Source organism: Kibdelosporangium philippinense, from assembly GCF_021390435.2.
GTDB classification, from domain to species: domain Bacteria; phylum Actinomycetota; class Actinomycetes; order Mycobacteriales; family Pseudonocardiaceae; genus Kibdelosporangium; species Kibdelosporangium philippinense.
This window is the reverse complement of record NZ_JAJVCN010000003.1, coordinates 2,199,852-2,211,871: the sequence shown is the minus strand read 5'-3', so window position 1 is coordinate 2,211,871 and position 12,020 is coordinate 2,199,852. Positions and strand designations below refer to the sequence as shown.

General features: G+C 63.6%; 13 protein-coding genes and 1 tRNA gene. 7 read left to right on the top strand and 7 right to left on the bottom strand.

All coding sequences use genetic code 11. The features are described 5' to 3' along the window. Window positions 1-23 precede the first annotated feature (23 nt). Window positions 24-176 carry a hypothetical protein gene (locus LWC34_RS42470; RefSeq protein WP_233730851.1) on the top strand — a complete coding sequence of 51 codons (153 nt, stop codon included), beginning with the start codon at window positions 24-26 and terminating at the stop codon, window positions 174-176. A gap of 35 nt (window positions 177-211) precedes the next feature. On the opposite strand, the gene LWC34_RS58340 is transcribed toward LWC34_RS42470, so the two are convergent. The 4 genes from LWC34_RS58340 to LWC34_RS42450 all read right to left on the bottom strand — a co-directional run bounded on the left by LWC34_RS58340 (window position 212) and on the right by LWC34_RS42450 (window position 3,420). Next, window positions 212-1,492: a pentapeptide repeat-containing protein gene (locus LWC34_RS58340; RefSeq protein WP_233730850.1), complete on the bottom strand. Its 1,281-nt coding sequence runs from the start codon at window positions 1,490-1,492 to the stop codon at window positions 212-214. Window positions 1,493-1,550: 58 nt separating this feature from the next. Beyond that, window positions 1,551-1,640: transfer RNA gene (locus LWC34_RS42460), tRNA-Ser, on the bottom strand. A 67-nt stretch (window positions 1,641-1,707) separates the two neighbouring features. Next, complete coding sequence (locus LWC34_RS42455) at window positions 1,708-2,382, bottom strand: hypothetical protein (RefSeq protein ID WP_233730849.1); 675 nt, start codon at window positions 2,380-2,382, stop codon at window positions 1,708-1,710. A gap of 63 nt (window positions 2,383-2,445) precedes the next feature. Beyond that, window positions 2,446-3,420: a helix-turn-helix domain-containing protein gene (locus LWC34_RS42450; RefSeq protein ID WP_233731043.1), complete on the bottom strand. Its 975-nt coding sequence runs from the start codon at window positions 3,418-3,420 to the stop codon at window positions 2,446-2,448. 154 nt (window positions 3,421-3,574) lie between these two features. On the opposite strand from LWC34_RS42450, the gene LWC34_RS42445 reads away from it, so the two are divergent. Genes LWC34_RS42445 through LWC34_RS42435 form a run of 3 tightly spaced genes read left to right on the top strand, consistent with a single transcriptional unit; the run spans window position 3,575 to window position 7,758 of the window. Beyond that, the gene (locus tag LWC34_RS42445) at window positions 3,575-4,273 is read left to right on the top strand and encodes a nucleotidyl cyclase domain-containing protein (RefSeq protein ID WP_233730848.1); all 699 of its coding nucleotides are present in this window, start codon (window positions 3,575-3,577) and stop codon (window positions 4,271-4,273) included. Beyond that, window positions 4,260-6,476, top strand: a complete 2,217-nt coding sequence (locus tag LWC34_RS42440) for a hypothetical protein (RefSeq protein WP_233730847.1) — start codon at window positions 4,260-4,262, stop codon at window positions 6,474-6,476. The genes LWC34_RS42445 and LWC34_RS42440 overlap by 14 nt, the downstream gene beginning before the upstream one ends. Continuing rightward, entirely contained in the window at window positions 6,466-7,758 is a 1,293-nt protein-coding gene (locus LWC34_RS42435) for a DUF4407 domain-containing protein (protein ID WP_233730846.1), read from the top strand. Before LWC34_RS42440 ends, LWC34_RS42435 begins: the two co-directional genes overlap by 11 nt. 38 nt (window positions 7,759-7,796) lie before the next feature. On the opposite strand, the gene LWC34_RS42430 is transcribed toward LWC34_RS42435, so the two are convergent. Then, window positions 7,797-8,837: a DUF3103 family protein gene (locus LWC34_RS42430; protein WP_233730845.1), complete on the bottom strand. Its 1,041-nt coding sequence runs from the start codon at window positions 8,835-8,837 to the stop codon at window positions 7,797-7,799. Window positions 8,838-8,977: 140 nt separating this feature from the next. Between LWC34_RS42430 and LWC34_RS42425 the strand changes: the two genes are divergently transcribed. The 3 genes from LWC34_RS42425 to LWC34_RS42415 are packed head-to-tail and all read left to right on the top strand — an operon-like array spanning window position 8,978 to window position 11,047. Then, window positions 8,978-9,526: an RNA polymerase sigma factor gene (locus tag LWC34_RS42425; protein WP_233730844.1), complete on the top strand. Its 549-nt coding sequence runs from the start codon at window positions 8,978-8,980 to the stop codon at window positions 9,524-9,526. Further along, window positions 9,519-10,628, top strand: coding sequence for a hypothetical protein (locus tag LWC34_RS42420; RefSeq protein ID WP_233730843.1), 1,110 nt, complete (start codon window positions 9,519-9,521; stop codon window positions 10,626-10,628). The genes LWC34_RS42425 and LWC34_RS42420 overlap by 8 nt, the downstream gene beginning before the upstream one ends. 14 nt (window positions 10,629-10,642) lie before the next feature. Then, complete coding sequence (locus tag LWC34_RS42415; RefSeq protein WP_233730842.1) at window positions 10,643-11,047, top strand: RpiB/LacA/LacB family sugar-phosphate isomerase; 405 nt, start codon at window positions 10,643-10,645, stop codon at window positions 11,045-11,047. Between the two features lie 59 nt (window positions 11,048-11,106). On the opposite strand, the gene LWC34_RS42410 is transcribed toward LWC34_RS42415, so the two are convergent. Then, window positions 11,107-11,442 (bottom strand): hypothetical protein, encoded by a 336-nt coding sequence (locus LWC34_RS42410; RefSeq protein ID WP_233730841.1) that lies wholly within the window; start codon window positions 11,440-11,442, stop codon window positions 11,107-11,109. 53 nt (window positions 11,443-11,495) lie between these two features. Continuing rightward, complete coding sequence (locus tag LWC34_RS42405) at window positions 11,496-11,795, bottom strand: hypothetical protein (protein ID WP_233730840.1); 300 nt, start codon at window positions 11,793-11,795, stop codon at window positions 11,496-11,498. Window positions 11,796-12,020 lie beyond the last annotated feature (225 nt).

Genomic DNA, 12,020 nt, shown 5'->3' with positions numbered 1-12,020 from the left:
TTGACACGAAGAGGAGGGCGTGGATGAGTTCGGAGAAGCAGGAACAGGTGGTCACGCAGAGAAGGCCGAGCCACGCGTTGCCGGATGACGCGGAGGGGCCACATCCGCTGATCGACCTGTCGCGTGACCCGCACCCGGGTGTTGCGGACCACGCCAAACCGGACGAAGAGGACTAATCGGCGCGCCGGGGCTCGAATCTGACGTCAACGACTCAAGCCCCGGCGCGGACAAGCTTGGCCCACGTCCCAGTGCGGTCAGGACGTTCTTCCGCGACAGCGGTCCAGCCTTCGGGCCACGATGCCTCCTCGACATCTGTACGTACCCAAGCGCCCTCGAACGTGACCTGGGCGGCGAACTCGCTCTCGGAGAAGTCGGCCCCGGCGAACTCGGCCTCGCTGAAATTGGCTTCGCCAGCGAAAACGACCCCCTCAAACCATGCGTCATCGGCGAACTGGGTGTTGGCGAAAGAGGCGGTATCGCCGAACTTCGCATTGTCGAACGACACCGGATCCGCGAACTTGGTATAGGCGAACGAGCCTCCACCGGCGAACTCGGCTTGGTTGAACGCGGCCTCCGCGGCGAACTCGGTATCAGCGATCATGGCGTGCCCCTTGAACTTGGCACCCAAGAACAAAGCGCCATCGGCGAACTTCGCCTCTGCGAACCATGCTTCGTCGGCGAACGCCGTCCGCTGGAACGAGGCCTCCCCGGTGAACACCGTGCGGTCGAAGGTCGTGAAACCAATGAAAGTGGCCTCGTCGAACCAAACCTTTCCGACCTTGCCGCCAATGAGGCTGAAGTCGATCAGCGTGGCGCCGGAAAGATCGATGTTCATGTTCGCCCAGAACGTTGCTGACTGCTCGGGCTGCAGGTGTGTGGTGAGAATGCGTTGCGCGGTGAGTCGTACCTCGCGCTCTTGCCGGGGCTGATCCGCCACCGGCACGGACACCATTGGCCTCCGGGCGGGCAACGGATGACCAGGCCGGATCGGCCGCCGATAGCCCAGCCGCCGTGGGCTGGTCGTGGTGGTCGGCGGGCTGTAGGGCATGCGCAGATAGGCGCAGATCACGTCCACAATGGTCTGTCGCTGCGCGGGATTCCCCTGCCCAACCCGCTCAAGGGCATGCAAAGCGGCCAGTCGTACAGGCGCCTTGTCGGACCCGAGTTGATCGACAGCCTTCAGGTAGAGCTCGGTGATTCGCCGTTCCGCGGCGTCCTGCTCGGCATGCAGCTGGACTTGCTCCTTCTGCGCGAGGTCCCGTTCGGCGGTCTGTTGCCTCCTCGCGGCGAGGAGCAAGGCAATCGCGCCGCCAGCCCCCAGAACCAACGACCCGACGGTCCGGATCGCGTCCAGTCGTGCCCTGTCGGCCTCGCTACCGCCGCCGAACTGGGCGAGCAGCAGCCACGCAGCCCCAGCGGCAAGCAGGACGACCAGTGCGGCGCTGATGGCGATCGAGCGGTTGGAGAGCACTCGGGCAGGTTTCTTGCTCACGGCCGGTCATCGTGCCATCAAAAAACGCCGGTCACCCGAGAAGAGGTGACCGGCGTTCTGGCGGAGGATAGGGGATTTGAACCCCTGAGGGCTATCACACCCAACACGATTTCCAATCGTGCGCACTAGGCCACTATGCGAATCCTCCGTCGAAGAGGGTACCGGATGGGGTCTGGACCAGGTGAAACGGGGGGCCAGTTGGGGATCGAGCAGGGTCAATAGTCGAAGACGGTGATCCACTCCGCGTCGATCACGACGTAGCCGAGTGCACTCATCAGGTACGCCACGATCGGCGGGACGTGGGCGGCGCCCCAGGCGATCGCGACGTCGATCTGCTCGTGCTGGCGTTCTTCGTGGATCTTGGTCAGGGCCTGGATGAGCAGGGCGTCACGCTCGTCCTTGATCAACCGGTCGAGGCCCAGTTCGGGATGCCAGTCGTCGATGTCGGTGTCGTCGTCGGTGACCAAGTGGCACGCCAACGCCTCACGCGTGCCGAACGTGCGCAGGTACAGGCCAGTCAACGGAGCGGCCACGTTGGCGACCAGTCGTTCGACCAGTGGCAGCTCGCTCCATTTCTGCGTGAACTCCTTGCCGAGCATGTCTGCCACAGGATCGGCACGCCGACTTCGTACACCGCGCGGGTCTGTTCGACGAGGCCGAGCCGCTGTGCGCCGGTATGCCTTGGTCAGCTGATTGACTGACGGCGCACGACTGATTCCCTCGGCGACGATCAGGTCGTGCCCACGCAGCCGCCGGGACACTTCCGCGTAGAACGCCGGTTCGGCAAGGTGGATCATCGGGTAGATGGTGAACCGCAGCGGTGTTCCCCGCCTGACCAGTTGCGCCACCGCGGACCGAACGCCAAGTGCGCCTGCTTCGACAACATCCATTGTGACCCCCTCCATCCGATGCTACGGATTTCGTCAGGTCACTGCTATCGGCAGTCGTTGAACTCAGCCGCAGTCGCTGAACAATTCAGTTGTCCCTGCGTACTTGAGTTTTTTAATCAAGAAATAGCCGGTGGTGTCATAGACCACGCCATAGTGGCGATCCTGCATACTCGCCGGACGGTCCGGCGGTGTGTCGAGGCGGAGAAATTGGTCTCCGCGAGATGCGGTGCCGAGGACTTTCCCGTTGGCGTCCTGGATTTCGCCCTTTTCCAGCACGTCGTAAAGCTCCCTTGGCTTGCACGTCTTGCTGGGCGGCGGCGTGCTGGACTGCGTGGGCAGGGTCGTCTTTGTCGGCTGCGTTGTCGGTTTTGGTTGGGTGGGTTTGGGGGATGCGGTGCTTGATGGGGGCGTCGGCGTGCTCGCGGATGACGGCGGCGGCACCGAGTTGGTCGTCGGGGTGCTCTGGCCTTCGGCAGGGGTTTCGGAGCCGCTGAAGGGTTTGATGATCACCACGACGGCCACCAGAATCGCGATGACGACCGCAGCCCGGCCGATCAGTTTCCGCCACCTGTCCCCGTGGGACGGAGCAGGAGGTGTGGGTAGGGCTGGCGTCGCGGGTACGGGTGCCGGTTCGGATGATGCCAGGGCTGGCGTCGGGCTTGGCGGTGTTGCCGGTTGCGGCGATGCTGGAGATGTCAGGGCTGGTGGTGCCGGGTCCGGTTCTTGCGGTGTTGATGCCGATCCCGGCGATGCCGAATCACTTGTTGATCGTTTTGCCGCCCTGGCTTCCGCGAGCATTGTGTGCCACTTGTCGTCTGGCTGCTCGCCCAAGGCGATGAGGATCTGATCGGCGAGCGTGTCTGCGGGAATTCGGCGTCCGCTCAACGCGTCGGCGAGAGTCGAGGCGACACAATTCGCTTCGCGTGCGACGGCTGCCTGAGTCTTGCCGGAGGCCACCAGGAGCTTGCGCAGGCGCATGCTCGGGCGCAATGCAGTATCGATGTCCTTTATTTCGTCAGACACGGCGTTGACCTGCACTTTCCACTATCGCAAGTGTTCGCTGGACCCCGGGTGCGAATTCGCAGTTGGCCAACGCTAGCAGACTGCGAAGTGCTGCGAATTCGCAGGCCGCCTATTCCCGCTTGTCGTCCGGCAGACTTTGTCTCGCCAGGTTTTCGACAAAGGAGTCTCAGTGAGCAGGGCAGCGCTTTCCCGCACGGTCATCAAATGCGATATCCGGGCATCGAGTGCGGGTAGCCGATATCGGCAGATAGAACTCGACAAAGGGTTGAAGGAAGTTCTGGACAGGGCGTTCGACGCGGCCCGGGGTACGAAGCATCCGATCGAGGACGCTTACGTCCGCTTCGACGGCGACAGCATCACCATGGTCGTCGACGCCAACGTGCCGCGGTCGTGGCTACTGGCTGACTTCATCCTGCGGGAGTTGCGCATCGCGCTGGATGAGTACAACCGGTCGGAGAACGCCGAGCACCAGCTTCGCCTGCGGGTCGCGGTCACGTTCGGGGAGATCGTGCTGAACCCGCCCGCGATCAGCGGTGACGCGGTGATCAGGGCCGCGCGGCTTGTCGACGCGGCTGAATTGCGTAAAGCGATGGATGAAAAGCCGAGTGTCAGCCTTGGATTGATCGTTGACGAGAAATTTCTGACCGAGGTCATCCAGCACCGGGAACGCGGTCTTGACCCCACGAGGTTCAAGGCTGTCGCGGTGGATGTCAAGGATTTCGATGGAAAGGGCTGGATTCACATGGCTGAGGAAGCGCCTGAAAAAGAGTTCAATGCGACGGTTGTCAACCGTTTCGAGAATTCCGAGATCGACGCGCGGGGCGCTGTTATCGGTGTGAACAACGGGACAGTAAATGCGCCCAAGTGACCACAAGTGGGCGGAAGTCGTCAATGTCTTCTACAACTGTCGTGTCGACGGCAGAGACGCCACTTTCGGGGTGTCCGGTGCGCAGGGCACCGGGCACTTCCGGCGCGAGACCGGCAGGCTCGACGCCAACGACGTGACACGCGTGCTCGCGCATTTCGCGGAGCCGCCACGCCAGGAGGCTGTCCAAAAAGCGCTGGCCACGGACCACATGGTCGCCATCGAAGGACCGCACCGCACCGGCAAACGTTCAGGCGCCATCGTGGCTCTGCACCGCAAGGCGCCCGATGACATCTTCGTCCTCTCACCCGTGAGCACCCTCAAAGAACTCGCCAAACACGACTACGAGCGCGGAAAGGGATACCTCGTCGACCACGTCGGCATCCCGGCAGCGGAACCCGAACAGACTTGGGGCGCCGTGCGGGACGTCGTCCGCGAAGCCGGGGCGTTCCTCGTGGTCACGTTGCAGAAGCCCGCCGATGTAGACGTGGTCCTGTGTGTTCATTGGGAGCGGCCGCCCCTGGAAGACGTGCTGCACGCACACCTTCCTGGCGACGAGAGCCTGCACCACGCCTTCCCCGCCGACTATGACATGACGGCCGTCGCCAAGGCGGCCGCGCGGATCAGGGCAGGCACGTCCGTCGACGAAGTGCTGGCAGGCCTGTCAGCCAAAACGTCGTTCGAGGACGGGCACATTCCCGAACTCGTCACGCTCGTCTTCAGCCCTGGCGTCGAACTGGACGAGTTCGACCGCAGGCTGGCCGCTCTCAAAGCCAGGATGCCCGGTACCGCACCAGAGTCCGACCTGATCACGGTCGACGAAAACGGTGTACGTCAGTTCAAGGATCCAGGTGATCAAACACGGGTCCTTGCCGAGCTCAACGAGCGGTTGCCGAAGGCGGGCTGGGACAGTATCCGCGCTTGGCTGCACGAAATAGTCCGCGAGAACGACCTTCCGGTCGCCTCTGGACTGGCCAAGCTGGCCGAAATCGACCTCGTCGACGTTGAACGCTCGTTCCTGCAGCCGTGGTCAGCCGGTGACATCGGCTGGCGTGGGCAAACAACCGCGACACTGGTGCTGTGGACGATGTGTCTGCAGGAATCGTCGCTGCCGATCGCCTTGCGGATCGTCAAAGGCTGGGCCCAGCAAGGTACCGCTACCCAACGACAGACCGCGGCTGTCGCACTGTCAGGCGAGATCGGTGTCCGATTTCCCGCTGAGGCGGTTGACGAAATCTGGCGATTGCTGCAGCGAAGCTCGCCGAGCGACGAGGGGGTGTACACCGCTGCGGTCGCTCGACTGTTCGCCACCTTGGCACAAGAGGGCGACGACAGCGGGCTTGTCCTCGAACTGCTCGGGCACCGGCTCAACGCCGAAAAACCAGCGAGCCAACAGGTTCTGCGTTCGGTTCTCGACGTCTTGTCGGTACGGCACGGCCTTGCCGACGATCTGGCGGTTGGCACGTTCCTCGATCGCGAACCCGAGCGTGCCGAGCTGGTCGGCACGTTGTGGGACGCAGCGCTGCGCGAACCAGGGCGCCAGCGTGAGGCTTTGGACGCGTTGCTGGCCGGGTTCGAGCGGTTCACGCCAGAACAGGCGCGGGAAATCAGGGAAGTCCTTGCCAAACGGCAGGCGCATACGTGGCACCCGCCACCCGAGACCTTCACCGAGGAAGAAGAAGACCCTGAGCCCTATCCCGTTGTCGAGAGACGTCCGCTCCGACCGGCGCGCAAACGTCTGCTCCGGAAGAGCCGGACGGATGAAGTGTCGAAGCCACAGGCACATGAGGTGTTGGTGTACGAAGTAGACGGCTCCTTTGTCCTTGAGGCGAGCAAGAGTGCGACGAGCGTTGCCGTGGTCGATATGACCAGGGACAAGCCCGTTGTGGTTTCGTTCCTGATTCGTTCCCGGGAACGCACTCCGTTCGCCGTCCGGGTCACGTTCGCCTGCACGGTGACCGATCCGGTCAGAGTGGTCGCCGACGATGCCAGGACGTTCATGCACAACCGGTTGACGAGTCACCGGCGCGTTTTCCAGCTCGGCACCGGCCGCGCAGTGTCCGAAGTGGACGTCGTCAGGCGCGATGTCACCGCTCAGATCCGGGCATTCCTGCATGTTCGGCCGATGTCCATGACCGGCCTCACGATCCGCCTCGCGGATGTCGACGTGCTCGCATACCAAGTTAGGGACGAAGATGTCAGTTGACCGTACGAGCCGACCGGCCGCGCCGGACACGTCCATCGCCCGCCGGATCCGTGGAATTGTCGGTGTCCAGGAGGAAGCGCTCGACTGGGTTTCGGCCGACCGGGCGCGGTACACCAGAATGGGCGCGATCATCCTGATCACTGGCGTCCTCAGTGGACTGTCAATGCTGGTCGTAACCGGCCGACTTTTCGACGGTCCGTTCGCGTGGCCCGCGGCCATCGGAATGGCGTTGTTCTGGGGATTCGCGATAGTCATGCTCGACAGCTGGCTCATCGCGAGCACGCATGGCGGTCGTGCGAAGACCCTCGTATGTCTGCCGAGGCTGCTGATCTCGATCCTGCTAGGCTTCGTGATCGCGGAACCGTTGGTGGTCATGGTATTCCGGCCCGCGATCGAGCAACGGGTCGAGGACAACCGCAGCGTCGAACTCGCGAGCTTCACCAGTGTATGGAAGGCGTGCAATCCGCCGACCGGCGAGGTCGTCCGTACGCCGGAATGCGCTGATCACCACCTGAACCTCGCGAGTTCGTTGACCGCATTGCGTACCCAGCATGAAACCCTTGTCGATCAACGTAATCATCTGAAGCCTGCCTATGATACCGAACTCGCGCAATGGAACGAACTCGAACGCATCGCACGGGCGGAATGCAAGGGGATCCCGGACACCGACACGACCGGAGTGCCGGGCGAAGGGCCGGAATGCAGCCGCAACCGTGCCACCGCCGACCAGTTCCGGCGCGACGCCGGACTGGAACAGCGCCAAGCCGACCTGACCGCGATCGATCGCGACCTGACCCGACTGACCGAATCCATCAAGCAGACCGAGAAATCCTACGGCGAGCAGGTGGAGTCGGCGATCGCGCTGAAGGTCGCGGACTGGCAGGCAAGCCGCGCGACGATCGGGATCCTGGAAGAGTTTCACGCCCTCGGCCAACTGGCGGCCGAGAGCGCGCACGTGAACGGCGCGCTCTGGGGTCTGCGACTGTTGTTGATCCTGATCGACTGCATGCCGGTCCTCACCAAATGGATGAGCCCACGCACCGCTTACGACCAGGTGATCGCCAACGAGACAGCGGCAGGCAAGCGGCTGCACGACCAAAGCCTCCGGCAACGCGAGCGAACCGACACCGCGATCTGGGACGCGCACTACAGCGGCATCGAAGACGAGTACAGCCGGACCTCGGCCCAGCAGGCACAAGACGCGCAACGGGCGCGCGAGCTGCGTGAACTCGAACTGGATGAGGAGATAGAGCGGTTGGCTGAGCAGTATCGCCGTGGCTGAACAGACAGGCGCTCAGGTCCCCTGAGCGCCTGCCCAAGTCACAGCTCGTTGACCCAGAACGGCCGTACACCAAGGGTTCCGTTGCCACCGGCGCAGTTCATGGTCGCGTTGGTGTCGCGGGTGATCGTGTAACACGCGTCCACGAAATCCGGGTCGTCGGTCCACCAACTGGTTGGCAGGGCGTCGAGGATCGCGTTCACCAGCGGCACATAGGCGCCGCCGTCGAGGATGTACGCCAGCGCCGCGACCAGGGCCTTGGCCAGGTTCAGGTAGTTCGTGTCGCCGTCGTCCTCCATGAACACGATGTCCGCGGCGCTGTACTTGTAGCGGTTCCAGTGCAGGACAAGCTGGTTCGGGTAGTACGTCTTGTCCTCGTCGTCGAGGTACGGCAGCGTCAGGGTGTCGGCGCGGACGTCGCCGTTGAGGTCGAAACCGCCGGTGATCGCGAAGATCTCCGCGTCGCCTTTGAACCACGGCTCCTGCACGTCACCGAATCGGATACTGGTGATCTGCGTGGCCCAATAGCCTGCGGCCGCTCGCCCTGCGACCGGTGCGCCTGTGTAGCGCTGGATGACTTCGGTTCCGAGTTGAACGGCAGTCGTTACGTCAACTTCGACGAACACCACCGGCTGGACCGGGATTGTCGCCGTCGATAGCGTCAAAGGCTTGCCGCCGGGCAAATACCCCGTGAATTTCGTAGCCTCATCATCATTTGGGGCCGCGGCTATGACAGGTGCCGCACCTGCCCGCAGTTGCTTGACCATTGAATCGTGCGCGAGGCGGATTTTGGCCAGCCGCGCCGCACCGGCTGGCAGTCCCTTTGCCGCAAGCAGATCCGCGTTGGCTGTGGCGAGAGGCCTGGTCAGGCGGCCGTTGATGTCCAGTGAACTCGGGTCGACGGCGTCAAGCGGAGCCAATTCGACCAGGGTGTTCCGCACGCGGTCGTCGGTCAGTTCGGCCGATATCGTGCGTGCCAGTGAATCGGTGATCTCCGAAACGTTGTGAGTTTTCGCCGTCGCCGCAGGCGCCGTGACAAGCGCGCCCGCGATGGCGAGTACGAGCAGGGGTGCGATACGCATGAGCCGAATGTGACCCAGAAGTCAACCGCCCGGCAATTCACCGAATGGTTGTATCTCATAACGTGCACAAAAGTTGAATACTGGGAACCCGTGAACGCGAGTGCCCGCATCTGTCAATCAAGGGTGTGAGGACCACGACTGTGGGCAGCGACCGCCCGGACCTCGGCGGCTCGGATTCCGCCGGGATCTTCGGCGTCCTGTTCGACCGGTACGCCGACGCGCTGCACAGATATCTGGCCAGACGCGTCGGCGACAGCACGGCCGACGATCTGCTCAGCGAGACCTTCCTGATCGCGCTGCACCGTCGCCACAGCTACGACCCGTCCAGGGCGGCCGTGCGGACCTGGTTGTACGGCATCGCGACCAACCTGATCCGTCAGCACGTGCGTGCGGAGATCCGGGCGTTGGAGATCGCTGCCCGCGCATCCGGTGCGAGCGTGGTCGACGGGCACGACAGCGTTGTTGCCGAGCGGGTCGACGCGCAGGCCACAACCCGGCGTCTCGCAACGGCATTGACGCAGTTGTCGGCAGGCGATCGTGATGTGTTGCTGTTGGTCTCGTTGGCCGGGATGGACAGCGTCGAAGTGGCTGAGGCGCTGGACATTCCGGTCGGCACGGTCCGGTCACGCCTGCATCGAGTCCGCAAACAGCTGCGTGCCAGCATTCGAGAGGAGGGCGACCATGCCTGAGGACGACGACCGCGCACTCGATGACGCGTTGGCCGCTCTTTACGCCGACGTGCAGGTCGATCCGGCAGTACAGACCCGGGTCCGTGCGGAGTTGATGCAGGCAGCTGCGGAAACCCCACCGCGACGGAGCCGGCGACCCTTGATCATCGCGGCAGTGGCAGCCGCCGTCGCGGTGGTCACGGTCGGAGCTGTGCTTGTGGTTACCTCGCAGCCAACCGAGATCAGCCCAGCGCAACCGGACTCGACGATGCCGCGGCCACCGGCCACATCGGACAGTCAACACGCGCCGATGCCGCCGATGCCTGACGAACCACAGAACAACTTGCACCTGTTGGCCGCGAAGGTGACGGCGACGCCGGGCCAGTACCGGTACGCCACCAATCGGTGGTTCAAACGCATCGACACCCAGGCAAGTAGCGGTACGACGTACAGCTACATCGCGGAGGCCATCACCGAGACGTGGATTCCCGCGGATCACCAGCAGGAGTGGCTGAGGCGGACGAGGACGACAGACAACCGTCAGTGGATCAGCGGCACTGAACAACAAGCTCGTGCCGACGGCATTCCCCTTGATATGCCGATCATCGAGCCGGATGGGGAGGTACGCGCACCTTGCGGCGACTTCGTTGCCGGAATGACCAACGAGCCCTGTGCCGGTCGGCCGACGGACGTCCTGCAGCTCGCCTCGGGACCGGTCAAGGCACCAGCCGATCCGCGCAAGCTCTACGAGATGGTGGCTGAGATGTCCGCGACGCACGCCGATCCACCGCTGCAGTTCTTCCGTATCGCGTCCGGGCTCTTCAACGACACCATGTTCACGGTCCCGACGCGGCGCGCCTTGATGCAGATGATGAGCCGTCATCCGTATGTCACGCTTGAGGACAGCATCACCAGGGACAACCGGAAGGCGATCTCGGTCGGCATCGCGTACGGCGAGAATCTCGAGGTACGCGAGGAGGTCCTGCTGGATCCGGCGAATGGCGAGCTGATCGGCAGGCGGACCCGGTACTTCAAGGATTCCCCGTGGTCGAAGGCAGGCGACATCGTCGAGGAAGAGACCCAGCACACGGCTGTGGTCGGCAGGCTCGGCGGCACGCCCTGAAGTAGGTTCGTGGCATGCGAATCGCGTTCGCGGCAGACGACGAGAACGAGACCACGAAGGCCGTGCTGGACTACCTCGCGGCGCAGCACGAGGTCATTCGCCCGGCACAGGGCGAATCCTGGCCACAGCTGGGCACGGCAGTGGGCCAAGCTGTGGTTGACGGAACTGCGGACTTCGGCATCGTGATGTGCTGGACCGGCACGGGAACCGCGATCGCGGCGAACAAGGTCGCCGGTGTGCGGGCCGCGCTGGCGTGGGAACGCTGGATCGCCGAGGGCGCCCGCAAGTGGAATGACGCGAATGTCCTTGCGATGAGCCTGAAGCGGCTCGCCCCGGATGTCGCGGTCGAGGTGACGAAGGCGTTTCTCGGTATCAGCGAGCCTGATCCGGACGAGGCCGCCAACATCGCGCAGCTCTAGAAAGCCTGTCGTGAGTGGTTAGGCGTGTTCTAACCCTCCTAACCACTCACGAGGGACTATCAGGCAAAACGGCGGATGATCTTGGTGAGGATGCTCGACACGATCAGCCAGAACAGGGCGGCGATGCCGTAGTTCACCAGCACGAACGCCTTCGGGTCGGTCGGTGTGAACAGGTCGCGGAAGCCGAGCGCGAGCGGATCGGCCCATGACGCGAAGAAACTCGTGATCCCGTTGGCCGGATTGGCGCTGCCGACCGTCAACAGGATGTGGATCACCAAAATCAGCGTGCAGAGCAGGCCGATCCACCGGACCACACCGGCCACGATGCCTACGACCTGCGCACGCGTCACACTCGCGCGCTTCGACGAGCGCCCGGATTCGGCATGCTGGGCCATATCAGGAGTCTGACACGGCCCAGCAGCTTTGGCTACTTACCAGTAACAATCCGTTACCGGCCAATGATCCTTGCCAGTATTGAGCCGATGACCAGCCAGAACACCGCCGCGAGGCCGTAGTTCAGTATCACGTCGAGATTGAAGTTGCCCGTGGCGAACAGGCCAGGGAAGAACAGCGCCAGCGGCTCAGCCAGTGACTGGATGAACGTGTAGAAGCCGTTCGTCGTGTTCGCGTCCAGGATGATCAGCAGGATGTACACGGCTTCGATCAGTGCGAAGACCGCCGTGACCCCGAACACCACCCGAGCCGCCGTCCCCCGCCCGCTCGTCACATGCCATCTGCGAGTAGTCATATCTAGGGGTTGACCTCGGCAACCCCTCGGAAACGCCGCTGATCGGAGTAACCGGCTCCGCCCAGCATGTGGGACGCCTGCTTTACGCATCCAGGGGTCGGCTCGCTAGTCTGGTGCCGTGGCTCGATCCCTCCTGCTTCGCTGCCGCGACGGGGCCTGACAGACCGGCTCCCCGCCGCGGAGCTCAGCGTTGCCGCCGGTTGTCCGCTGATGAAGCTGGAGACC